Source organism: Novosphingobium sp. PhB55, from assembly GCF_004368805.1.
Classification (GTDB): Bacteria; Pseudomonadota; Alphaproteobacteria; order Sphingomonadales; family Sphingomonadaceae; genus Novosphingobium.
In genome coordinates, this window is the sequence record NZ_SODQ01000006.1 from 65,751 (window position 1) to 88,769 (window position 23,019).

19 protein-coding genes are annotated in these 23,019 nt (G+C 64.0%); all 19 read right to left on the reverse strand.

Features of this window, described 5'->3' with window-relative positions; all coding sequences use genetic code 11:
* Nucleotides 1–16 precede the first annotated feature (16 nt).
* The 19 genes from EDF57_RS15645 to EDF57_RS25810 all read right to left on the reverse strand — a co-directional run bounded on the left by EDF57_RS15645 (nt 17) and on the right by EDF57_RS25810 (nt 23,007).
* Entirely contained in the window at nt 17–1,144 is a 1,128-nt protein-coding gene (locus EDF57_RS15645) for a hypothetical protein (protein ID WP_134094948.1), read from the reverse strand.
* 11 nt (nt 1,145–1,155) lie between these two features.
* On the reverse strand, nt 1,156–2,304 hold the full coding sequence (locus EDF57_RS15650; protein WP_134094949.1) for a tail fiber domain-containing protein: 1,149 nt from the start codon (nt 2,302–2,304) through the stop codon (nt 1,156–1,158).
* Nucleotides 2,305–2,306: 2 nt separating this feature from the next.
* A complete protein-coding gene (locus tag EDF57_RS15655) occupies nt 2,307–2,738 on the reverse strand; it encodes an N-acetyltransferase (protein ID WP_134094950.1) in 432 nt (143 codons plus the stop codon).
* Nucleotides 2,739–2,801: 63 nt separating this feature from the next.
* Nucleotides 2,802–3,080 (reverse strand): hypothetical protein, encoded by a 279-nt coding sequence (locus EDF57_RS15660; RefSeq protein WP_134094951.1) that lies wholly within the window; start codon nt 3,078–3,080, stop codon nt 2,802–2,804.
* Nucleotides 3,077–4,819 carry a hypothetical protein gene (locus EDF57_RS15665; RefSeq protein ID WP_134094952.1) on the reverse strand — a complete coding sequence of 581 codons (1,743 nt, stop codon included), beginning with the start codon at nt 4,817–4,819 and terminating at the stop codon, nt 3,077–3,079. The genes EDF57_RS15660 and EDF57_RS15665 overlap by 4 nt, the downstream gene beginning before the upstream one ends.
* On the reverse strand, nt 4,819–5,187 hold the full coding sequence (locus EDF57_RS15670; protein ID WP_208324883.1) for a hypothetical protein: 369 nt from the start codon (nt 5,185–5,187) through the stop codon (nt 4,819–4,821). Before EDF57_RS15670 ends, EDF57_RS15665 begins: the two co-directional genes overlap by 1 nt.
* Before the next feature lie 3 nt (nt 5,188–5,190).
* Entirely contained in the window at nt 5,191–5,484 is a 294-nt protein-coding gene (locus EDF57_RS15675) for a hypothetical protein (RefSeq protein ID WP_134094953.1), read from the reverse strand.
* Nucleotides 5,484–8,588 carry a Calx-beta domain-containing protein gene (locus EDF57_RS15680; RefSeq protein ID WP_134094954.1) on the reverse strand — a complete coding sequence of 1,035 codons (3,105 nt, stop codon included), beginning with the start codon at nt 8,586–8,588 and terminating at the stop codon, nt 5,484–5,486. The genes EDF57_RS15675 and EDF57_RS15680 overlap by 1 nt, the downstream gene beginning before the upstream one ends.
* Nucleotides 8,588–11,008, reverse strand: coding sequence for a glycoside hydrolase family 48 protein (locus EDF57_RS15685; protein WP_134094955.1), 2,421 nt, complete (start codon nt 11,006–11,008; stop codon nt 8,588–8,590). The genes EDF57_RS15680 and EDF57_RS15685 overlap by 1 nt, the downstream gene beginning before the upstream one ends.
* 9 nt (nt 11,009–11,017) lie before the next feature.
* Nucleotides 11,018–13,168 (reverse strand): Calx-beta domain-containing protein, encoded by a 2,151-nt coding sequence (locus tag EDF57_RS15690; protein WP_134094956.1) that lies wholly within the window; start codon nt 13,166–13,168, stop codon nt 11,018–11,020.
* 10 nt (nt 13,169–13,178) lie between these two features.
* Nucleotides 13,179–15,206 (reverse strand): cellulase family glycosylhydrolase, encoded by a 2,028-nt coding sequence (locus EDF57_RS25805; protein ID WP_208324884.1) that lies wholly within the window; start codon nt 15,204–15,206, stop codon nt 13,179–13,181.
* A complete protein-coding gene (locus tag EDF57_RS25530) occupies nt 15,172–15,768 on the reverse strand; it encodes a hypothetical protein (protein WP_166675290.1) in 597 nt (198 codons plus the stop codon). The genes EDF57_RS25805 and EDF57_RS25530 overlap by 35 nt, the downstream gene beginning before the upstream one ends.
* Nucleotides 15,768–16,496, reverse strand: a complete 729-nt coding sequence (locus EDF57_RS15700) for a DUF6682 family protein (RefSeq protein ID WP_134094957.1) — start codon at nt 16,494–16,496, stop codon at nt 15,768–15,770. Before EDF57_RS15700 ends, EDF57_RS25530 begins: the two co-directional genes overlap by 1 nt.
* Nucleotides 16,496–17,305 (reverse strand): hypothetical protein, encoded by an 810-nt coding sequence (locus EDF57_RS15705; protein ID WP_134094958.1) that lies wholly within the window; start codon nt 17,303–17,305, stop codon nt 16,496–16,498. Before EDF57_RS15705 ends, EDF57_RS15700 begins: the two co-directional genes overlap by 1 nt.
* Nucleotides 17,306–17,376: 71 nt before the next feature.
* Complete coding sequence (locus tag EDF57_RS15710) at nt 17,377–17,820, reverse strand: hypothetical protein (RefSeq protein WP_134094959.1); 444 nt, start codon at nt 17,818–17,820, stop codon at nt 17,377–17,379.
* Nucleotides 17,821–17,832: 12 nt separating this feature from the next.
* Nucleotides 17,833–18,936, reverse strand: a complete 1,104-nt coding sequence (locus tag EDF57_RS15715; RefSeq protein WP_134094960.1) for a N4-gp56 family major capsid protein — start codon at nt 18,934–18,936, stop codon at nt 17,833–17,835.
* 174 nt (nt 18,937–19,110) lie between these two features.
* Nucleotides 19,111–21,669: an NB-ARC domain-containing protein gene (locus EDF57_RS15720; protein ID WP_166675291.1), complete on the reverse strand. Its 2,559-nt coding sequence runs from the start codon at nt 21,667–21,669 to the stop codon at nt 19,111–19,113.
* Nucleotides 21,670–21,843: 174 nt separating this feature from the next.
* Complete coding sequence (locus EDF57_RS15725; protein WP_134094962.1) at nt 21,844–22,011, reverse strand: carbon storage regulator; 168 nt, start codon at nt 22,009–22,011, stop codon at nt 21,844–21,846.
* Nucleotides 22,012–22,044: 33 nt separating this feature from the next.
* Nucleotides 22,045–23,007, reverse strand: coding sequence for a hypothetical protein (locus tag EDF57_RS25810; RefSeq protein WP_208324885.1), 963 nt, complete (start codon nt 23,005–23,007; stop codon nt 22,045–22,047).
* Nucleotides 23,008–23,019 lie beyond the last annotated feature (12 nt).

A 23,019-nucleotide genomic window follows, 5' to 3' on the forward strand; every position in this document is an offset into this window, starting at 1 on the left:
TCGTCGATGAAAGGGGTCAGTAGAGCGAGGGGGCGCCGCCGACGGCGTTGCTGCCGCTGCCCATGAGGCCGCGCGCGCCGGTTTGCTGGCGCTCGTACTCCTGCACCACGCGTTCCGACTGTTCGTCGGGGCTCAGTTTCGAGAAGCTGAGGTCCGTCTCGCGCAGGCTCTTCGCGATGCTCTCGAGGCCCTTGCGCACGTCCTCCTCGGTGGGAGCCTTGGTGTCCTGACCGAAGGCGGCCTTGACCTGGGCGGAGTTGGCGTCCTCCTCCATCGTGTAGGTGTGCTTGATGGCATCGCGCGCCAGGGTGCGGACGTGCTCGTTGGCAGCGAGCCGATCATCGATGACGCCCTTGTTGTTCGCCTTGCCGATATCGTAGCCGTAGTCGCGGCGGGCCTTCGCGGCCTCGGCACGGGCGGCTTGGGCCGCCTTCACGTCGGCCATCCCGGACTGGAAGACGTTCTCGGGCGACATGACCATGACGCCATCGCGGTAGACGTCCTCCATGCCGTGATACTCCTGCGAGTACGCCTTTCCGTCTGCCCCCTTGAAGTTCATGCGGATGCCGGTGACGTTGCCGTCCTTATCCTTGATCTCTTCGCCGCCGGTCACATCGACGCCATCGTCATAGTAACCCTTGGTGTTGTAGGCGGCCGTCATGGACTTGATGAACTGGCTGGTGTCGCCCCGGTGCGCCGCCCGTGCTGCGGTGGCCCAATGCTTGAGCCCTTCCTTGGCGCCGGCGGTATCCATCCACGTCTGGTACTGTTGCGCCATCTGCGGCTTGCCCGCGCGCATGTAGCCATCCACGAGCTTTGGGACGGCCGTTTTCATGTAATAGTCGGTGAATGAGCCCACCTGTTTCGCGGCCGCATCGTGCGCGGCCGCCCCGTCGAACCCGTAATCGGCGTCACCGACCTTGTACGTGGGCTGGCCCGTCGCCGGATCGATCGCGGAGGTGATGCCCTTCGAAATGTCCGCCTCACGCGCGGCATCGGCTTCGGCCCGGCCGGCCTTCTCGACCTTGCGCATCTTCCGCTCGGTCAGGCCGTCCTCGATCGTGGTGCGGAGCCTGCTGGCGTTTTCGTAGCTCTGCTGGGCGCCTTGAAGGAACTGGCCCAGGCCAACACCGAAACTTACCATGTGGTGATTCCTTACGCTGCTTTGCGGATGACGGAGCGGCTGGCGCTCTTGGGCTTGGCCTCGCGGGATATCCCGCGCCCCTTGGGCAGGGCGGCGGAGAGCTGCTGCACCTTTGCGTCCAGCTCCTTGACCGCGCCCATGGTGACGCCAATGGCATCGACGATCGGGATGGAGTGGCCGTCGCCCTTGCCGGTCGCGCGCTTGAAGTCCTGCGCATAGGTGCCGATGTGGCGGCCTTCGTCGCCCACGCCGTCCTTGTAGGACCATTCCTCCACGGGCATTTCGCGGACGGCCGCGAGCACGCCTTTCGCCGGCGCTTTGTCCTCCTTGAGGTTCTCGTCGGAAATGATGGCGCCGGCGGCCGTGCCCGCGATCGAGCCCAGCGTGCCAAGGAAACTGCCGCTGTTCTGCTGGTTGAGCTGGTACGCCTGCAACTGCTGGCCGTAGAGGTTCGAGAGCGTCTGGGCTTGGCTCGCATAGCCAGACATGGCGGTGCCGTACCCGCTCTGAAGGATGCCCACCGAACTGTTGTAGGCGTTGTTGCTCGTGGCGGTGGTGCCCACGGCCGAGGAGCCAGCGCTTACGCCCAGGCCAAGCGAGGACGCGGCCTGCGACGGCAGACCGTTGCCCATGTTGATGGCATCGCTCTTGAGGGCCAGCGCTTCCTTGCGCGTGGTGCTGCGGGCGTTGTTCTCGGCGCCGGCGGCCGCCAGCGCGGTATTTGTGTCGGCGGCGCGCTCGACGCCCGCATAGCGGCCGCTGGTGGGGCTGACGCCCATCGCCGCCATCGAGCGGGAGCGCTGCGCGGAGGCGGCGGCCGCGTTGTTGATGACGTCCGCCTTGGCTTCGGCAGCAACGGTGTCCTGCCGCTCCTTGCTGTCCCAATTGTTCGCCGTCTCGATGAACTCGTCTTGCAACGGCTGGAACACGCCCTTGTAACGTGAGCGATCCTCCGCCGCCCACTGCTGCGCCTGCTTGGACGCGGCGAGCTGGTCGGCCGTTACTTCGGTGGTCAGCGCGTCGAGCTTGTCGTTGCGCTCGTTGGCGACGTCGAACTGTTCCTTGGCGATGGACAGCCAGTCCTCACCAAGCTGCGCCTGTTTCAGCGCGGCAATGCCGATATTCGGATCTGCGCTCGGTGCGCTGCTACCCTTGCCCACGATTATGCTCCTCGGTGCTCACGGGGGATGAAGCGACACTCCTCGCGCAGCATCCCTAGGATGATGATGTCTTCCCCATCGTCGCCGGCACGCCGCATCACGCCCTCGCGGACGAAGCCCATGTGCAGGTTCAGGCGCAGCGCAGCGGCATTCGATGCCGGCACAAGCCCGGTAAGCCGGCGCTTGCCGGCGGTGACGAAGGGGAAATGGTAGGCGGCGGCGAGAAAGCTGCGGGAGCCGAAGCGCCCGGTTCCATCGCTCGCCAGATGGATATGCACGTCCGCCTCTGTCCAGCAATCGTAGACCAAGACAGCGCGCAGGCGGCGTTCGTCGCCCCAGCCGATGGCCTGCGCGTCGGGGAAGAACCGGCATCCGATGACCGCTTGCGCCCAGGCAACGAGCCGCGGCTGATCTCTTGAGACGATTTCTAGCATTGTCCGATAGCGCATTGGAATTACGCGAAAGATTATCGCTGCTATCGGGGCAACCGCCTAGCGCTAAGTGCGGGTTTTCAGGATTTTCCCAAGGGCGTCGAACAGGGCGTGGACGTCGGCGACTAACTTATTGAAATCCTCGGAAGTTGGCGCGCCGGTCACGGTTTCGGATTGCGGATCTGGCAGCGAGATCCCGGTAACGCGCAGCTTTGCGATCTGCTCGAGGAGCTTATCCCCCTCCGACGCGCGCATGGCCTTGTTGCGGCCGTCCCCGCGATCGCCCCACAGCATTGCCACGCGTTCGCTCAGGATGCGCCATTCCTGGCCGGTCGGAGCCGTCACTGTTGCAGCTCCGAAGGCGAGCCCACGACGCTGATCGCCGTCACCATCTGGTTGCCCCGGATCTCGACTTCCCACATGCCGGCGAGGAAGCCGGACGGCAGGCGCACGGGCTCATTCAGCTTGTAGACCGTCGCCACCGCCTTGCCGTCGGCATAGACGGTCGCGGAAAAGCTCGGCTGGCCTTCCTCGATCGGCGTGAGGAGCGAGCCGGCGAACGTGACCCGGCCGATCGGCATGGCGTTGATGGCGCCCCCTGTGGCGTCGGTGTCGATCAGCTCGCGGTTGCGGGCCTTGGCCGCCTCCGTGCGGATGCGCGCCGTCTCGCGCTGCTCGGGCGTCGCAGTGTCCTCGCCCTCGATCAGGATGCACCCATAGTTGGTCGGTGCCGGCAAGACGAACTTCTTGGATCGCCACACTTGTTCGCCGAACGGCATCGCAAGCGCGTCCCACTCGTAAATGTCCTGCCCGCCGCGCAGCAGGTACAACGCTCCCGTTTTGGGATCAGTGAACATGCCGTCGGCATCGTCGCCGGCGCGGATCAGGAACGGCTGGGCGCCGGTAAGATCGACGATCAGGATGCCGCGCTGCTCGATGCCGCTGGAATCGGTGAAACCGTAGCTGCACAGGTATCGGCCGGCGAAAGACCCGGCGACGAACGAGAACGGGTTGAGGCGCTGCCAGTCATCGCGGGACAGCAGCTCGCGCGTCATGAGGTTCGCCCCGCTGGTGCTGACCACCACAAGGCCATCCGGTGACGGATAGGCGATCGTGTAGCCGAGATCGACGATGCCCTGGGCGCTGACGCACGGCAGGTTCACCTCGAGGCGCTCCATGGTCATGCTGTCCGGCGCCGTGCCGGCCACGATATACGGCTGGCCGGTGGTCATCACCGCCAACGCCGAGCCGAACACGCCGAGCCCGACAATCTCGAAATCCGTCGTCAGAATGTACTTTTCCGGCCACGCGTGCGGGCGCCACGGCTCGCAGAAGTACAGCCGCTTGCCGACGAACCCGGCCATCATGCCGTTCGGCATGGAGACGAGCCCGGTCAGATCCTCGGGCGGAACATTATACTCGAGGGACGGGAGCTGCTCTTGGATAGTGTTGTCATCCACCACGTCCACCCAGGGCGCCGTCTGGACCGGCATTTCCTTGATGAAGTAGAAGGCCGTGGCGCCGAGCGCACTCGTCTGCGAACGGTAGATCCGCATCCGGTTGAAGCGGCGGTTGATCGGCGGCAGCGCGAAGCCGGAAACGCTGACGTTCAGCCCGGCGCTCCACAGCAGCTCGTTGCTTGCCGGCGCGGGCTCGGATTCCTCGTCGAACTCCGTAACCCACGTGTAGGTGTAGAGGATCGTTGCCTCCAAGTCCGGGTCGGGTGTTTCGCTGCCTTCGATCGCGATCGTCAAGGCCCCGGTCGGCGCCGGCAAGGCAAGGTCGTAGACGTCGGTGCCCACCATGATCTTCGGGGCGCCGTCGCCGGTGTAGTACAGGCGATTGGCCGCGATCGGCGCCGGCTGCGCGTCCACGCGAAGCGGCCAGCTCAACCAGCGATCATTGAACTGGTAGATGGTCCGGGCGGGCTCCTCGAGGCGCTGGACGTAGCGGCCGCGCCGGATGGGGACGAGGCCGCCATTCTCGAGCTTCGTGTTCTGGGCAAGCTGGGCGTGGTTGTTCGGCAGCAGGCGCCCGAGGAGGCGCGGGATCTCGCCGCTGAACGAGGAAATGCGGATCGACATTAATCCTCCACGGTGACGATGACGGCCGGGGCCACGGACATGAGCGGCAGCGTGATCGCCCGGCCGGCCAGCTCGGCGGCGGCGGCGGCCGTCAGGCGCAGCTCGACAGCATCGCCGGCGGTGTAGGCGCGCGGCTGGCTCCCTTCCTGGCCGCGCCGCACGGCGAGCGCGTCGCCCGATCGGCCGGTGCAGCGCATGTACTCGATCTCGCCCAGCTCGTTCTCGAGCGCGATCGGGAACCAGTCGTCATCCTCCTCGATCGTCGGAAAGCGGGAGCCGTGCCCGGTCTGGACGCGAACGGTGGTGTCGATGGCGCTGATCGAGGTGGCAAGGAGCGATCGGGCATTGTTGTTGAGTTTCAAGGACATGACTTACACTCCGAAAAGGGCGCCGGCGGTCAGACGGATTTCAACGGGGGTGCCAGCCGGCCAAGCACGGGCGGCCGTGTCCTCCTCGCCGCGCGAGAGGGTGAGCTGACTGCCCGAGCGGGCGGTGCAACGGCAGATCTCGATGGCGTCCATCCCCGTGCCCAGGACGATGGGAAACCAGTCGTCGCCCGTGGGCGTGGGAAAGCCATCGCCGGATACGACATAAGCGGTCGTACCGGCGGCCGCGAGCGCCACGACAAGGGGCGAGCGGGCATTGTTGGCGAGGATGCTGGACATTACGACACCGTGTGCTGTTCAAGCCAAAGCTGGTGGAGAGTGATGAACTCCCGCGCCCGATCGAGATCGGCGCCTTCCGGCGCGCCGGCGGGGTTCTCGAGCATGTAGGCGAGCGTCGCGATGATCTCGAAAGCCCAGAAGCCGTAGTAGATCTCGCGGCTGGCGGCGCCCCGGTTGGCCCACGTGTAGCGCATGGTGTCCGATTCATCGTCGCGCCAGCGCAGCTCGAGGTAATCGAGCACGCGCTTGCCGATCGCGTTCACCGTGGCGAGCTGGGACGTGGACAGGATGCCCGAGGCCTTGAGCCAGATGCAGGCGCGCAGCACCAGCGCCGGCGCGTGTGGCTCCTCGGCGTTGGTCTGCGGCGCCGAGGTGCCCGGATGCGGGTAATCGGTCGGCGCGCCATAAAGCCGGGCCGGCTCGCCGGACGTGCCGGCGTTCGGGTTGAGCACCCCGTCTAGGTTTGGCCACAGCGTGTTGAACGCCGTCAGCCAATTCATCGCCAGCGAGAACGCGAGGTTGCGGGCATCGAGGAAGGCCGCGCTTCCCGTCGTGGCAAGCACAATACGGCTCAGGCTTTCGACGACGCGGCACTGGTAGCCGGCCCACCGCGTATTCGGGTCATCGTTCACATAGACCCACGTGTGCGGCTGGGGGTTGCCCAGCGTCATGCGCGCCGGCGTGTTCAGAACGAACGTGTGGGCGAACGGCCCGGTCACACCCCCGTCGGTCGCGTACTTCGCCTGGGCAGCGCTCAGGAACATGAGCTGTTGCTCCATGAGCAAGGCGTGCTTGGGCTTGGTGATCCCGGAGACAGTGGCCGCGCTGATCGGATAGGTGATCGCGCCCGAGGCATTGGCGACAGGAAGCGTGGCGGCCGTCAGGTTGGGATGGACGGCATTTGCGTCGGCCTCGAGATCCAGCCACAGGTCGGGGAGTTGGTAGCCGTGGAACGGAGAGCCGTTCCAGCCCACAAACTGCTGCTTGTTCACGTCGGCATTGATCGCGAACGGCATCGCGCCCGGGAAGAACGGCATGGCGCTGCCGGCGACGGCCTGCGCGAGGTTGTCGCGCACCCACTGCTCGGACGGGCCGCTGACCAGCCGCATCGCTACCAGCTTCATATTGACGTCGGCCGCGACTTCCACCGAAAGCCCGAAGTTCTCGAACGTGGTCCCAGCCGGCAGCACGGCGTTATCGCTGTCCTTCCGCACAAATGCCGTGCGGGGCACGAGGTAATAGCGGATGGCATCGGTGCCGGTGCCGCCCTGGGTGGTGTAGGCAAGGTCCGTCAGGTCGGCATACCAGCGCGTTTTCCCGTCATACGCCTTGGTGGAGGAGACGTAGACGTAGAGGTGATCCTTCGGGAAAACGTAGGTCAGCTTGCCCGAGGGCGTGTCGGCGAAGTCGTAGTTGATGGTCTGCGGCCCGGTGCGCAGGTTCCGGTTCACTTGGATCGCCACGAACAGGAATCGGTCGGCATCCTGCCATGCGGTTGCCGCGCGCCACTGATCGTTGATGCCCCGGCCGATCTGGATCTGCGCGGCGGAGAAGACGCGCACGGTGTTGGAGCTGTCGTTCTGGGTGGTGTTGGGCGTGAGCTGCTCGGCCGTGATCTGGATGGCGCCGTAAAAGATATCGCCGGTCCAGCTCCCCGGCGTCAGCATGTTCTGCGGGGTCCACGTGAAATCGCCCGGCGAGACGGCGCCGCCCTGGCCGCCCACGCGCGAGAAGAAGTTGAAGCCGATCCAGTCCGCATTGGCGCCGGCGGCGATCTCGGCGGCCGATGGCGGCTTGGCGTCCGGGTGGTTCGAATAGCAGAAGATGCCCGAGGGCTCGCCCTTCACGGGGATTGGCGCGAACTGCGGCAGCGGCTTGAACACGGTGCGGAGATCCGAAAGCGCCTGACCGCGCACGGCCGTCCGGTTGCCCGCCAGTCTGAGCTTCTCCCACTTCGCCGCCGCGCCCGCGCGATCGTCGTCGGCGGCCGCGAGCTTGAGCGCGTAGTTGAACCAGCGGAAGGTATCGGGCGCGCACGCGCTGTAGCCGGCCTCGATCGCCGTCCAGTTCGGATAGGCTTCCTGCGCGGATCCGCGCGTGATGGTGCCGGCGTTCTCGTAGGCATAGACCACGTGCCAACTGGCGATCGAGGGCGCGCCGGCCGGGATCGTCACCACGACGGTATCGTCTACGCGCTCCCAATGGGTAGACGGCTCCTCGAGCGCGCCGGCGAACCCGTCATCCAGCCGGATCGACGTATCGGCGCCGGGGCTCGTGGTGTCATAGGCCGGCGAATACGGGCTCGAGTACAGGAGGTAGCTCGTGCTCGGGTAGATCATCCAGACCCGGAAAACGTCAGCCGCGCCCTTGTGCTGCTGTCCCAACGATCCAACCGGCACGGTCGCGGGGATCACCAGCTTGTCGCCCGCGCGCGCCGCCACGAAATCGTAGTTGATCGCCTGCGCCGGGATATCGCCGCGCGCCGCGTAGAGCCAGTGCAGCAGCGTGATCGTGCCGGCATCGTCCGGTACCGGCTGGCGCAGCATGGGGGCGGTGTCGGACCCGTTGCCCAGGGCGTCGAGCAGCGATTGCCCCGTGGCCTTATACCAGTTCGCGGCCGATTGCTCCTCGGACGTGCCGCCGGCGAGCACCCGGGCAGCAAGAAAGCTGCCCTCGATCGCGATGGACTGGCCTTCCGACGTCCCCGAATAGGGATGGAAGTAGCCGCCACGCCCCAGCTCGTTGTGATAGGCGTTGGTGATGAGGCCATAGGCGATCATCGGACCGTTCTCGCCATCGCCTTCACCGCTGCCGGCGAACTCGCCGGCCGGGATGATCGCCAGCGCCGAGGCTTGCAGCAGCCCGCAATTGACCGGGTTCGCGAACTCCACCGTGAACCGGGCTTCCTCCGCGTAGGCGTCGTAATCCCGAATGGGCACGTCGATCGACTTGGATATCTCGCCCGGCGCGAACGTCAGCGTGCCGGACATGGCCGTGAAGTCGTCGGGCGCGATCGCTGTGCCGGCGAGGGTCGCGTATTCCACGCTGATTTCCTCGTCGCCGGCCTTGTCCAGCGTGACGGTGAAGATCGCGAACCGAGGCATCAGTCGCTTTCTCCGATCAGGTCGCCGAAGTAGTGGTGCATGGCCGCGCACGCGATCGCGTATTCGGCCTGGGCCCAGAAGCGGTGATAGGTGAACACGGGCGCGGGGTTTGCGACCGGATCAGCGGCATGGGCCTCGATCACCGGCCACATAGGGTCATCCTTGAGGAACGAGCGGATCGAAATGTACGTCGATGCGCTGTTCACGACGTCGCCATTGGGCATGGTGCCGTTGAAGATCGCCGGCACATAGACCGGATCGAGCATCCGCTTGTAGTCGCTGCGCGGCTCGGGCGTGCAGATGCCGATATCGTCGCGGTACGTCGTCCACACCCGGTCCAGCAGCTCGCGGGCGAGCATATAGGCATCCTCAGCCGTGTGGGCACCGCCCGGGATGGCATCGGTGAACTTGCCCATGCGCCGCTTCGCCTCGGCGTAGTTGATGAGGAGCACGGCAAGGCTCGAGGCAACGCCAAGGTCGGTGCTGTACTCGGTGATCTTGCAATGCAGGGTCGGGTTCGGGACCGTGGAGGCGTTCCAGAAGGCCGCGTAATCGCCGGTGCCGTCCCACTCGAGGGTGGGCAGATACTCGTACACGCCCTCGAGATTGGCCGTGGTCGCGGTCTGGCCCGCGATCGCGGTGCTGTTCACCCAGGACAGCGTGCCCGGGATTTTGAAATCGCCCGTGCCGATCAGCTCGGATTCGTCGAGGAACCAGTTCACCAGCCGATCGAGGATCACCTCGAGGTTCTTGCGGACCTCTACGGCCAGCGCCGTCGTCTTGTCGGAAACCTCAAGGAAGGCGTCAGCGGTGCGGGCCTGCCCCCACGGCTGGAAGCCTACCCAGTTGTTCGACGGCGGATCGTGCCAGACCGGCGCATAGGTGTAGTACATGCCGTAGAACTTGGCGTTCTGGCGGCCGTCGGTCGCGGTTTCGTACCGGGCGAACAGCGAGTTGGTGACGCCGCCGGCGATCGGGCCCTCGGGCGATTGCAGCCAGCGGATCATTTCGATCTGCCGGTAAAGGGAGCCCAGCCAGATATCGCCGGCGCTGGCCGACTGCGGAGTGAAGCCGCCGCCGCCGGTCGCCATGAAGTAGGCGGTGTCCACGCCCTGATAGCCCTGATGCGCCTCCGAACAGCCGATGCGGTAGCCCCACGATGCCTCGGCGCCGGCCGCCGGCACTTCGCCGCCCCATGCCGCGTACCAGTTGATGAGGTAGTGGCACGAAGAATAGGGCGCGGCCGATGTGCCGCCCTGGGCGCGGTTGGCCCCGATCTGGCGGAAATACTTGTCGAAGAGGTTGTAGCGCAGGTAGTCGCCCATCTTTTTCGCGCGGCTGGTGGAAGTGGCGATCGTCGCGCCCGCGCCCTGATCGGCGGCGAACTTGTTGGCCCAGAACGCCCACTGCACCGCGCGCACCTCGGCATCGGGCGCGTTGGTGTAGGACCATTTCTTGCCCCAATCGTACTGCGCGGCCGGGTAGAGCTGCTTGCCCTGGGTGAACAGCGGCTCATAGCCGTAGGCGCTACCGCCGTTGTTCCAGTCGTTCCAGCAGGGGTGCGTCACCGTCTCGAACGACGATTCCTGCAGGCCGCGCTCATAGGTGTTGATGTAGACGTTCTTCGTCGCGCCATCGCCGTTCTTGAAGCCGTAGGCGCCTTCCACGTCGATGATCCAGTGCATGAGGTACATGCGCTTGGAGCCGTAGGTGGTCAGCAGCTCCTGATAGAGCGGATCCACGCCCTTGGCCGCGTTCGGCTGCGACAGGCGCGGGTAGTCGCTCGGAAGGTTGCCCTCGGGCGTATAGTCCGCCGGCGACGCGGGATTGTAGGTGCCGGCCGGCTGGTTCGTGGTGTTGGGTACATAGATCGTGTCGATCTTGTTCCAGCAGTTGTTGTAGCCGGTCCAGTCGGCGTTTAGCGCGCCTTGCCACGCCTCGAGGCCCACCCAGAACGAGGCCGTTTCCGAGACGGTTTCACCGCCATAGTCGGGCGCCTCGTTGATGATGTTCTCGGGCACGTGGCGCGGCACCGCGAAGGCATTGGCGCCGGTCTGGGGGCCGAAATAGCCGTTCCGGGTGTCGTGGACGGCCGCATAGATCCAGTCGAACCGCTGGCGATAGCTAAGCAGGCCGTCCACGCCCGGGATGACGCCCGTGCCCGAAGGGACTTCGATCGTGCAGCCCTCGGGATTGGTGATTTGGAGCGAGAACACCTCGCGCGGCGCGCCGGCGAAGTCGTCGCGCACCGGCACGACGACGTGCTTGGTGATCTCGCCCGGGTCGAAGGTCAGCGTCCCGGCCGTGTGGGTGTAGTCGTCCGGCGCGGTCGCGGAGCCCGGCACGGTTGCATAATCGAGGGTTGCGGTTTCGGTGCTCGCTTCCGAGAGCGTGACCACGAACGTCATTTTGCGGGGCATGGGGGTTCCTTAGGAAGCGATGGTGCCGACGGGGGTGAGGATGCCGTGCGAGCCCTTCTGCGCGGCGGTGTAGTCGTAGAGGACGGCCGCCCCGATCTGGAACGTGAAGGTGCCGGTCGCGGTGGCGTAGAGCACGCCCTCCACGGTGATGACGTTATCGTCGCCGCCGACGGGCGAGCTGGTGAAGATCAGCGGGGTTGCCTTGGCCTTGCAGAACTTGCCGACCGGCGCGCCGGATGAATCGAAGCCGTTCACGCGCACGGCGAGCGACTGCACGCCGGCGGTGCCCCCGAAACCGACGCGGATGCCCTTGGAGACGTCCGTGGTGCGGTAAAGCAGGTTGATGCGGATATTGTAGATCGTGTTAACTTCGACGGGGAAGCTCAGGGCATCCACGAGCGTAATCTCGGTGACGCCCAGGTCGGTCGATCGCAGCGCGGTCACGGCCGAGGAACCGCCGCTCCCGCCGCTGCCCGCCGGGCCCTTGAGGTTGCCTACGGCCGAGCCCCAGCCGCCCGATGCCTTCGGCCCGTAGACGTCGCCGTTGGTCAGGTTCAGGTAGTAGTCGCCGACCGCGCCCGTGCCCGCTGCCGGCGCGCCGGCGCCCGAATACCATTTCGTGCCGGTGCCGCCGCTGGCCCCGGAAACGGCCTTCCACGCGCCCCACGTGCCGGCTTCCTGAAAGCGGGCGTGCATCAGGCCAGTGCCGTTTTCGATGCTGAGCTGGGTCACGTACTGATCGCCCGAGGGGATGCAGATGCCCCGGCCGTAGCTGCCCGCGAGCGGCGCGTTCTGGGTGGTGTCCGCCCAATTGAAGAACCCGCCCTTGACGATCGTGTTCAGGTCGGCCGGTGCCGTCGTGTAGGTGGACGTCAGGCCGAACTGCTCGAGGTACTCACGCACGCCGGCCGGCGTCGTCGCCACCGTCGCGAGCTGGGCGGACTTCGCCTGATCGCTGGTCGCCAGCGTGGCGCCGCCGCTGCCAGCCGCACCCTTGATGTTGCCCACGGCCGAGCCCCACGCGCCCGATGCCTTGGGGCCGTAGACGTCGCCGGTGGTGACGTTCAGGTAGTAATCGCAATTGGCGCCCGTCGCGGCCGCCGGCACGCCAGCAGCGGCATACCATTTGGAGCCGGCGGCGCCCGCGTCGCCCTTGATGGCGGTCAGCAGCACGAGATCCGTCCACGCGGTGTCCCCGACATAGCGCCACTGGATCGCGGTCGAGGACTTCTGAAACTCGACTTGGCGGCCGTCGGCGCCAGCATCGCCAGCCGGGCCGGCGGGTGCCTCGAACTCGATCCAGTGCGCCACGTCGCCGGCCGGTGCGGTCGAGGACACGTAATCAGCATCGCCGCGCAGGATCCACATGGAGGTGGCAGCGGTTGAGCCGGCCGCGAACACGTAGTCGCCGGCGTGATAGGTGCCAGCCGCCCAATCGCCGCGATTGGTCAGGCCCGTGCCCGCTTCGCCCTTGATATCGGCCAGTGCGACAAGGTTCTTCCATGCGGTGTCGCCGACGAGGCGCCATTGCAGGTAGGTGGTGCCGCGCTGGAACTCCACCGATCGGCCGTCGTCGCCCTTATCCCCGTCATCGCCCTTGTCGCCCGGCTCGCCCTTGAGCGAGGCCAGCCACTCGGCGCGCGTGCCAGCAAAGCCCGCCGCGACGGCCACGGCATAGGCGTCCGCGCCGTCATCGCCCTTGTCGCCGGGGTCGCCCGGTTCACCTTTGAGCGAGGCCAGCCATTCCGCCAGCGTGCCCGTGAAGCCCGCCGCCTGTGCCAAGGCGAACGCATCCTTGCCGTCGTCACCGGCCGGGCCGGCCGCCATGGTGACGGCCGCTATCGTGGCGCCGCTATCGTCCACCACGCGGATGATGCACTTCGCCATCTCTGCGCCCAGGATCACGCCCGGCGTGGGCGTCAGCTTGATCGAGAAGGTGCGCGGCGCGGTGTCGTTGCCGGTGCGGCCGTAGACGAGCACCTGAATGGTCTTTTCGGTTTCGCCCGGCGCGAAGGTCAGGCCGCCGGACGTCTCTTCGTAGTCGGTCCCGGGAACAGCGGTGCCGGCAACCGTTGCCCATTGGAGGAAGATGCTTTCCGTGGCCGCGCGCGAAAGCCGGACGACGTAGGAAGCGTAGGAGGAACCAGTCATGTTCGGCATGGTCAGACTTTCAGGCTAGAAACGGTGCGATGGTGGCGAGCTTGACGGCCTGCGGCGTGTTCCAGTCGTCTTGGAGGAGGCCGCCGGTGTCCCCGCTGTTCGGGTTGAAGGACCAGTAGGCGAACGATGCGCCCATCTTGCCGGCTGGGAGCGCGTTCACGCCCGAGCCGGTGAAGTCGCCGGCGAGGTACTTGCCCAGCTCGGTGGTCCACTGCTTTTCGTAGGTGCCGTGCGGCTTGGTCGCGGCGCCGGTGCCGTCCACGCCGTAGTGGCCGCCGAACTCGCCAATCCAGATCGGGGCGATGTTCTGTTCGAAGATGAAGCCCCAATGATCGTGCCACACCTGATAGAGGTTCGCCGGGTAGTTGGCGGGCAGCGAAGGGTTGCTGTCGTAGCGCAGCCACGTCTGGGTGCCGACCGACTGGCCGTATTCGTGCGGGCTGTAGGCGAGCTTGTTGGGAACGGTGAGCACGACGGGGCGCGTGGCAACGCCGGCGAGCTGGCCGCCCCACCAATAGAAGTCGTCCGCGACCGAACCCACGCCCTCCACGAAGATGATCCAGTGCGGCGCGATCGTGTGGATATGGTTGCCGCACGTCTCGGCGAGGCCCGCCCAGGTTGCCCAATCGAGATCGTGCGGCTCGTTGTGGACGTCGGCGCCGATGACGTTCGGCGCGCTCTTGTAGCGGTTGGCGACGAGTGCCCACGTGGCGAGCCAGTTGGCCTGGCTGTAGCTGCCGTCGGTCGGCGCGCCGTCGGCGCCGTCGCCAGCCGCGCGGCGGTGGTGGTCGAAGACGATGTAGAGGCCCTTCGTCTCCGCATAGGCGACGATGAGATCCATCGCTTCGAACGGGGTGACGTAGGTGTAGCCGGTGGCCGCCGTGCCGCTGACGATGAAGGCGAGGTTCTCGGCGAACTCGTCGGAGACGCCATTGATCTTGGAGCTGCTCTTGAACGTGTCGCCCGAGAACGGCACGCGGATGCAGTTGAAGCCCCAAGCCGCGATCTTGTCGATCAGGATCTTGTAGCCGTTCGCCCAGATCCCGTGCGGGAAGTTGTTGGTGCTCTCGGCGCCGAACCAGTTGATCGAGCGCAGGCGCACCACATCGCCGTTCGCCTTGACGAACTGGTTCCCCGACGTGCTGAGCGCCCCCAGCGCGGGCAGGACGGGCGCTGCCGTCCCGGTGCCGGCAAGAGTGCTGGTTACGTCGCCCACGTCGGTTTCGACGGTTAGCGTGCCGGCGGTGGAGCCCTCGGCCTTGGGGGCGTGCGTGACCGTGATCGAGCACGAGGCGCCGGGCTCGAGGCTGGCACCGCACGTATTGGTCTGGGTGAAGCCTGCCGAGACGGCGATAGCGTCGATCGCCAGCGCGGCCGTGCCGGTGTTGACGAGCGTCGCGACCTTAGCCGTGCTCTCGCCCACGGTGGCCGTGAGGGACAGCGCGGCGGGCGCAAGGCGGGCCACGCCCACGTCTTCGGCCGCTGACAGCTCGCCGTCGCTGACCGATGCACCCGGCACCGCGCCGGCGCTGAGCACACCGTCGCTGACCGACGCGCCGGGCAGCGCATTGGGGTTGATGCCCACGCCTACCTCGATCGGCTCGACCGTCACGTAGATCGGCGCGATGTAGTCGGCGATGCCGCGCGTCCGCATGATGAAGCGGAACAGCTTCAAGCGGCCCTGGCTGGTGGTGACGAGCGCTTGCAGGTCGTACCGCTCGTCTTCGCCGCCGTCGGTGATCCAGATGGCAACGCCCGTCGGCGCATAGCCGACCTTGGTGATAGTCAGCGGCGGGTCGGTGACAGGGCCGTAGGAGAGCTTCACGCCCGCCACGACTTCGCCCGGCTCGAGGAATCGGCCGAGCGGGATGCAGTAGTCTAGGTGATCCTCGGCACGCTGGAACAGCATCGGGGCCAGATGCGGCCCCATGTCGTGGATCTTGCGATCCTTGGCGAATGGCAGCTCGTCATCTTCGATCGGCTGGCCGAGGATGACAACGAGGCTAGAGGTATCGAGATCTTGATCTTCTGGGGGCACGCTGCTGGCCTCGAACGCTGGCGTTGAAATTGCGATCCTTGGCCGATTGGAAGATCCCGGCGTGGTAGCCGGCGAGCTGGGGATTGCTGAACGGCTGGTCTGGGATGACCAAGATCCGCGCCAGTGCTCCCGACGCGAGGGTTTCTCCCCACTGGTCGAAGAGGAAGTAGGGCAGCACGTCAGCATCCAGCGCGGGCTTGAGGAACATCGAAATGCTGAGCGTCCCCGGGCCGGCCGGCGCAAGGCGCACCGCGTTCGGCTGGGTCTGGGTGATCTGACGGGGCGGGCCGTCGCGATCGAAACGGGCATCGGCGAAGGACACGCGATCGAGGTCGCGGCCGTCGAAACTGGCCTTCTCGATCTCGAACAGCACGGCCGAGTGCGGCACGCATACGACTTCCACGTCGTGGCCCTTCACCTTGAAGCTGTCCGTCTCGCGCCAGCACCGCGTCGCTTCGCAGAACTCGCGAGCGGCCGACAACAGCGCGTCCTCTGCGGTCGGGTCCGGGCAGGCCGTCGCGTGCGGAAGGATGAAGCGCAGGAAGTCGGTTAGCTCGCGCATTATGCGTCGCCGCTCGCGGTGGCCTTAATGCCGGCCGTGAAGTTGGGCGATTTGAGCATTTCCATGTTCGCCTTAATGCCCAGGGCATTGGCAAACTGCTGGAAGTGAAGCTGCGCGCGCTGGGTGTTGCCCGCGTACTGCGCATCCTTGGCGTAGGCGCGGTAGCAGATCCAATCCACCATGGCGGTGACGTAGATATCGTCGAGCCCGATCGGCAGCGCATAGGAGCCAATGTCGTTTGGGTCGGCATCGGCGGCGATCGCAATGTCGCCGGGCGTGATCGCGACCACCACCTCCATCTGGCCGGTGCCGTCGTTGCCTGGGTAGACGTAGAAGCTCTTGCGATCGTCCTCGTCGAACGTCACGTGGCGCGCCTCTTTCTTGAAGCGGTTGGTGCGCCCGTCGTGCCAGTCGCGGTGCTGGGCATCGAGGATCGAGCGCGCCACGGGGCTGACAGCCTGACCGCCTACACGGCGGCCATCAGTGTCCACGGAACGGATATTGCGAACCACGCGAATAAGCGCGGTCGCGTCGCCGGGGATGGCCTGATAGGTGCCTTCCACCAGCGCAATGACGCGGTTGTCGCTCTTCGCGCTCGGCTTGTTGAGCACGATATCGCGCTGGGCGTCGATCAGCCAACGCAGCAGCTCAGGGAGCGGCCAGCGCACGCTGTCCTCGTCTTGGAGGAGCGTGCGTGCGCGTGCGATGACTTCCGACGCCAGCGCCATCAGCCCTTGGCCTTCTCTGCCGCGATCGCGTCGCGGATCTTCTCGGCCGACCATTTGCCGTTGGGCCGGTGGCCCATCAGCTCGTCGTACTCCTTGGCGAGGGCCTCACGGTCCAGCTCGCCGGCCGGCGGGGTGGCGTCCCCGCCGGCACCTTTGCCGTCATCGTCTTCGCCATCGGCATCGTCGCCGCCGTCGTCGGCCTCATCGCCAGCGCCCTCGGGCGGGGTGGCGCCGGCGCTTCCCGCAGCGCCGGCGCCGTCACCATGCGCGTCCGCCCCGCTGGCACGCTCAACAGCGGTGCCCGCGTCATGGTGATTCTCGGTCGGGAGGATGGTGTTGTCCGCCGGCGCCCGGGGAGAGAGAGCGGGCGCCGGCGGTGTCCCAAGGTGCGACCCGAGGGCAAACGGAGAGAACTCAGAGGGGAGCGCGTAGCCGTCCATGCTCGCCTCGCCAATTGCGATCTTGTCGATCAGCAGCACGTATTCCTCAACCTCGTCCTTGAGGTCGGGAATGGCGCTGGCCCAATGGGCGAAGGCTTGGAGATCCTGCGGGCCTCGCACGATGAAGAACGGGCCCTCGATCTCGTCTGCGATCGCGCTGGCGTCGCCGATCGTGGCAACGGCGGTGCCGTCGGCCGAGCGGAAGGCGTCGCGGTTGGCGAGAAGCAGCGCGGCATGGCCCTGATCGGTCACTTCGGCCACGTGGCGGCCTTCGCTGTCGGGCTGGAAATGGTAGGTCGCGGCGGACAGGCCGACGCCCAAGGTGATCTTCGTGCCTTTCGGGCGCTTGATGAGCGATTCAATGAGCAAGGGTGCTCTCCTCGTGCAGGTGCGGGAAATCAGCGGGAGGCAACCGGGCCGGCGCCCCCCGCTGGCGGGGCTCAGTGCCGGTAGAGCAAGATCAGCGTCAGCTTCTTCGTCGCGTCTGCGGCGATGGCTGCGCTGAACTTGAGGCCGATGCCCCTATCCTGATCGATCGCCTTCACGGCGTAGGCGGTCGCCTTGTCCGGGCGCGCGACGGCATTGAGTGCCGTGGCGGCCGCGAACAGCTCGGTGCCGGCATCGCGGGTGGCGTCGTCGCTGCCCATTTCGCCCGTCATGATGCCGCCCGAAGCGGTGACGGCCGCGAAGTCACCTTCGGGAATCAGCTTGTAATCGACGACTTCCGCGAACGCAGGCAGCACGCCCAGCTCGAGGATCGCGCCGGCGGCAATGCCGGCGGCGAGCACGTGCGTGAACTTCGCCGCGTGAACCGCGCCGGCAGTCTGCGGGCGCGGGGTTGCGACGGTGCCCAGGGCAGCGCGGGAGTGGAGGATGGTTGCCATTTCCGTTGCTCCTTACTGGCCGGCCGTGGGGTTGCGGGCGTAGGTGTCGAGAGCCATCGCGCCGAAGTCGCGGTTGTTGAACCGGGTCTTCTTCACGCCGATGATGGTGCCTGCGACAACGGTGGGTTCGTTGTCGTAGTCGTCCATCTCCTCCTTCCACGTGTAGCGGAGGCCGCCGGCGGTGCCGTAAGCCACGACACCGGCCTGTCGGCCGAGGAACATGGCACGGGCTGCGGGCAGATTGGCGCCGACGCCGTAGTCATTGAACCGGATCGCCGACTCGTGGCTGTGCAGCACCGCATTGTTGATCATGCCCAGGCCGCCCTTGAAGATGGGCGAATTGCGGCCCTCCGCCGTCGCGGCCGCCTTCTGGATCTCGAGCCAGCCGGCATTGCCCGTTTCGGTGCGGAGCGAGTGCTCCTGAAACGGCGACATGAGGACGACGTAGTGCTTCTCGCCGTTGATATCGACGGGCAGCATGTTCGCGGTCTTGGGGTCGAGGGCGCGCATCATGCGTGCCTGCACCGTGGCGCGTTCGATCAGGTCGCGCGACATGCCGTCGTCAGCCGTGATCGTGGCCTTGCTGATCGCATCGCCGCCGAACAGGATATGCTGCGCGTCGGGAGCCTGGATCGGATTGTTGGCGTGGCCCGTCCAATCCGCGTCTTCGATGAAGTCCTCGTTGATGCCGCGTGCGCCGGACAGGTAGATGAAGTTCATCTCGTCCACGTACTGCGACCAGTAGTCGGACAGACGATCCTTGGCGACGTTGCGCAGGTTGTGAACCGTGCGCTTGCGCGTCATGCGGCCGCCAGCCGACACGGCGTGACGGGTCTGATCGATCGCCACTTCGTCCGTGTAGAACTTGAGGTTCTCTTCCTTGCCCTTCACGCGGTTGTCGCCCTGGGTGGGCTTGCCACGGAGCTGGACCGAAAGGTCATAGCTGATGTTGTCGCCAGCATCGGAATCCAGCTCGGTCTTCTGCTGGATGATGTTGTTTTCGCCTTCGCCGACGAACTTGCGCGAGAAGTAGCTCTTCTTCGCGGTATCGAGAAAGAGCTTACCGCTCCATTTCTTCTGCGACTTCTTGTCGCCGAAGGGGATCACAGTTGGCATTTGAGTGTCCTCGTGGAGATGAATCCGCAAAGAGCACTCATGCGCTGATGCCGGGCGATTTTGCCCGATCGGTCAGCAGGTTGCAACCTGCTATCAGCCACCAAGGCAGCCTACACATTGAGCTACAACCGTAGCCCTGATGTGTAGGCTGCCCATTAAAGACTCACAGGGACGTCAGACAAGTTCAACTTTGTCGGCCCACGTGCGACCGTCGTGGCTTGACCAAATATCATATCTGACGGTCTTCCCGTCACACATGTCACGCCAAAGAGAAGTAGCTAGTCCGCTCCGGGCAACGTATGTATCGACATCGAACGTGTCTCTCAAAAAGCCGTAACGGTCCGTCCGCCCGCTTTCCTTCAAATGGCCAGACCGATCGTATAGTACGCCGTCATCGACGGAGCCCTCACCCTTATAAGAAACGAAAGCAGACCCTTCAACAAGACTACGACATGTCTTCAAAAGACTTTCTAGAAGGTTCTTATCTATCGCTACGCTAAAATTCCTCGCTGCCTCAATAGTGGGATAAACCTTAACAAGATGACTCGCGAAGGTATCGTCTATGAGTTCAGGTTCAATTTTGGCCAGAAATTCATGAAGGTTCGCGAGAGCTCGATAAGCTCCTTTCGGATCTCCAGAACTATTGAGGTAATCAGCCTTTCTGATAAAAAGCTGCGCCTGAAGATCGTGTACTATCACTTCATCTTTGAAAGTCGTCAGATCTGTGCCCCAAGCCCTGTCGATAAGTATTTGCGCGGCATCAAAATCGTAAAGGAAAAAGTTAGCCCTAGCTGCCTCTCGCAACACTGAATTGCTATTCGGATCGATTGCAAGAGCCTTGAGAAACTCGTCTCTTGCGGCCATGAAATCGCCGTAGCTTCGCAATAGAAAACCACCATAAAAATAATGCAATTGCGGCTGTCCATTCGCCAGATCGAAGGCAGCTTCGTATTCTTGGTTAGCGCCTAAAATGTCACCCTGACGGTAGGAAATAAATGCCGATATGCGGTATACCTCAAAATAATCAGGATTCGTTATCTTCAACTCGTTGATAACTTTCGATGCTTCGTCGAAGCGACGCTTGAAAGCTAATCCGATCGCGTGCCGTAGTCGTCTCACAGCAACCGCCTCCGTGGGAGATCGAACCGTAAAGACGTTGAGGTCATATTTGTTGCGAAACTCGCCGCCGCGTTCCGATTGATACGCTGACGCCACACCCCGGTAACGACCTAAGATTGCTTCAGAATCACGAGGAATTATTTTCAGAACTCTCGTGACATAGCTGCGAGCGAAAGGCTTGACCCTGTAAAGCCTCTCAAACTCACTTCCCTTCACACGCTCAATGATGCCAAATTTATTGATTTCTGCGATTGCTGCTTCAACTTCCGCTGGCTCAATTTGACCGATATGTTGAAGTATCATCACAGAGAGTGGCTGCGGAATCACAGCCATCACAGCAAGCACGTTTTTGCTCGTCGAAGTCAAACGCTCAAAGACATTTTCCATGCAGAAAGCGAGTGCAATTGACGGGTTCGCAGTGATCTTTGCCGGCTCTAGGCCCGTAGCCACACCGAGCGCGAACCACTTAATCAAAAGTGGCTTATGGGCAAGTCTACTAAGATGACGCTTGAGTACATCGTCCCCCTCCTTTCGCAAAGTGGACACGTCGTATGCTTCAATTAGACGACGAAGATACGCAAGCGCTTCCGCTTCTGAAAATTCCGGAACGTTAACCGACAAATCGCTCCCCAACGGAACACGAGACGTAAACAATATCTTGCTTTGCCCTGGAACTTCGGCAGCGAATTCTATTAATGCATCATCTAGAACCGTTTCCAGATTGTCTATAATTAGGAGCACCTTATTCTGCTCCAACAGATTCCGCACCCTGCTAATCGGATCCCCTTCGCCAGCTTGGAATTGCTCGGATACTTCTTCAAAAATACCCAGCGAAGAGGTTATTGCGCCTTCAATTCGCTTCACTTCCGACACAGTCAGTCGATTCGTTTTTGCCGACACCCAAACGAAAGCGTCGAAATCGTGATCGTTTGACTGTAGAAGCCCGTATAATGTCTGCAAAGTGAGAGCAGTTTTGCCATTCCCTCCGTCACCTAGAACAGTAACAACCGGGTGCCGCCCTTTAATTTTCCGTATAAGGTCTTGCTCGAGTTTAGAACGGGGCAAAAATCCGGTGTCGTCGTAGTCGGGCACCGGAAGATTGTGGAGAATTTCCCCAGAAATATCTTCGTCGAGGAGCTTCACCGTAAGGCTCAATAGGGCCTCCGGATCATTTCCATACTTTCTGTAAGTTGCGTTCAGACTCGGCCAGTAGGAGGGGGAATTTAAAAAATCTTGAGCTAGAGAAAATCCGAATGCGTACTGCTCGATTGTAAGAGGCCTACCATGCATCGTGGCGTTACGAACGGGAATGGCCTTCTCGAACATCGGCAGTTTCTTCGTAAAATATGTCTTGGCGCTTTGATCCAATCGTTCCTTATGACGCATCAAGACTGAATACTTTTCGCCGAGATCAAGGCCCATAAGCAGGTCAATATCTGCGGCTCGATTCATGTCCTCGTCACGACGCTGGAGGCGAGCACGGGCTTTGACCCGTTCTTCGTCGGAGAGAATATTTGGACAATCATAGCTACACGCAGCCGCGACTTTTGCTGCCAAGTCACGCTCAATCGCGTCGAAAAAAATGAAAAGCGCGACGCGCTGATAACTTGCCATTAAATCCCCCATTCGCTTGAGCCGTCTAGTTGCAACAACCCGTTGGAGGTTGCAACCAGACTAGCGTGCATAAACGTGAGGCTGAGATCTGCCTGGCATGAGAGCATCTGTACCGATGCCGACCGATCAAGGCGCCTTAACGAGCTGTTCCGATCAGCAAAAAAACCACCGAGCTCAGCGGATTTCAGCTGTTTTTGACACGGGCGGCAAGCGTTTGATCTTCAGTGTAGGATCAGCTCGGATCGCAATGCGCGCGAGCTGCCCTGATTTCTTCTCGAGGGACAACACGATGCCGTCGCCGATGGCGAAGCTCTCGCCTACGCGAATGTCGAGTTTGAGCATGATCCCCTGCTATTCCTTCAAATGGCGAACCGCTTACGGGCGGCTCAGATAGTCCTGCTGATCGGCTTCGGAGAGCTTGCTCAGGGCGGCCTCGAACTCGAGGTTCTTCCCCGCGTTCAACATCGCGTCGAGGTGCGAGAACTTGCTGTCGTCGCTGTCGCTCATGTCGGCGGCGGGGACATTGTGCAGCGTCGGCGGGATCTCCGCGCGCGGCTTGGGCATTAGCTTCGGCTTGGGGGTGTCGCCCTTGCCGGCTGGGTCTGCCGCCTTGCCTTGGGCAGGGATTCCCATGTCCTCACGCCAGAGGTCGCGAGCCTTTTCGAGCTGCTTGCGGTTGGAGAGCGTGGCATTCTCCGGGGCGCCGGTGACGCGGCGCACCACGGCGTCGAACGATTCCAAACGGGTCTGGTTGGCCTTCAGCTCCGGGTTGCGCTCGAGGAACTTGCCGACGTCGCCATACCACTTCTCGGTAACGGCCGTGTCGTCGGCGGTCTGGCGCTCGAGGGCGCCGGTCAGCTTGTGCTGTTCGGCCTCGAGCTTCTTGTTCGCCTCGAGGAACTCCTTGGTGGTGATCTCCCCGTCGTCGAGTTTCGCCGCCAGTTCCTCCTGCTCGGTGCCGATCGCGTCGATACGGGTCTGGCTCTGGGCCGCGTCGATGCGCTCGGCGGCACGAGCCGGCTGGGAGCCGGTATCGTCGTCGTCGTCGTCGTCGTCGTCGTCGTCACCGGCCGCACCATCGTCGCCAGCGCCAGCCGCACCGGCATCGCCGCTGCGGGCATCGCCAGCGGCGCCCGCGCCGTCGTCGCCATCATCGCCATCATCGCCGTCGCCGCCGTCGTCGCCATCATCGCCGTCGCCGGCACCGTCGTCGCCGACGCCGGCACCGTCTTCGCCGGCCTCGTCGTCGAACTCGCCGGATTCGAGGCCCGCGCGCTCTTCCTCGGTGAGCAATTCCAGCTCGCTCGCGCTTAAGCCGTGTCCCTGTCCGTCACTCATCGTACTGTGCCT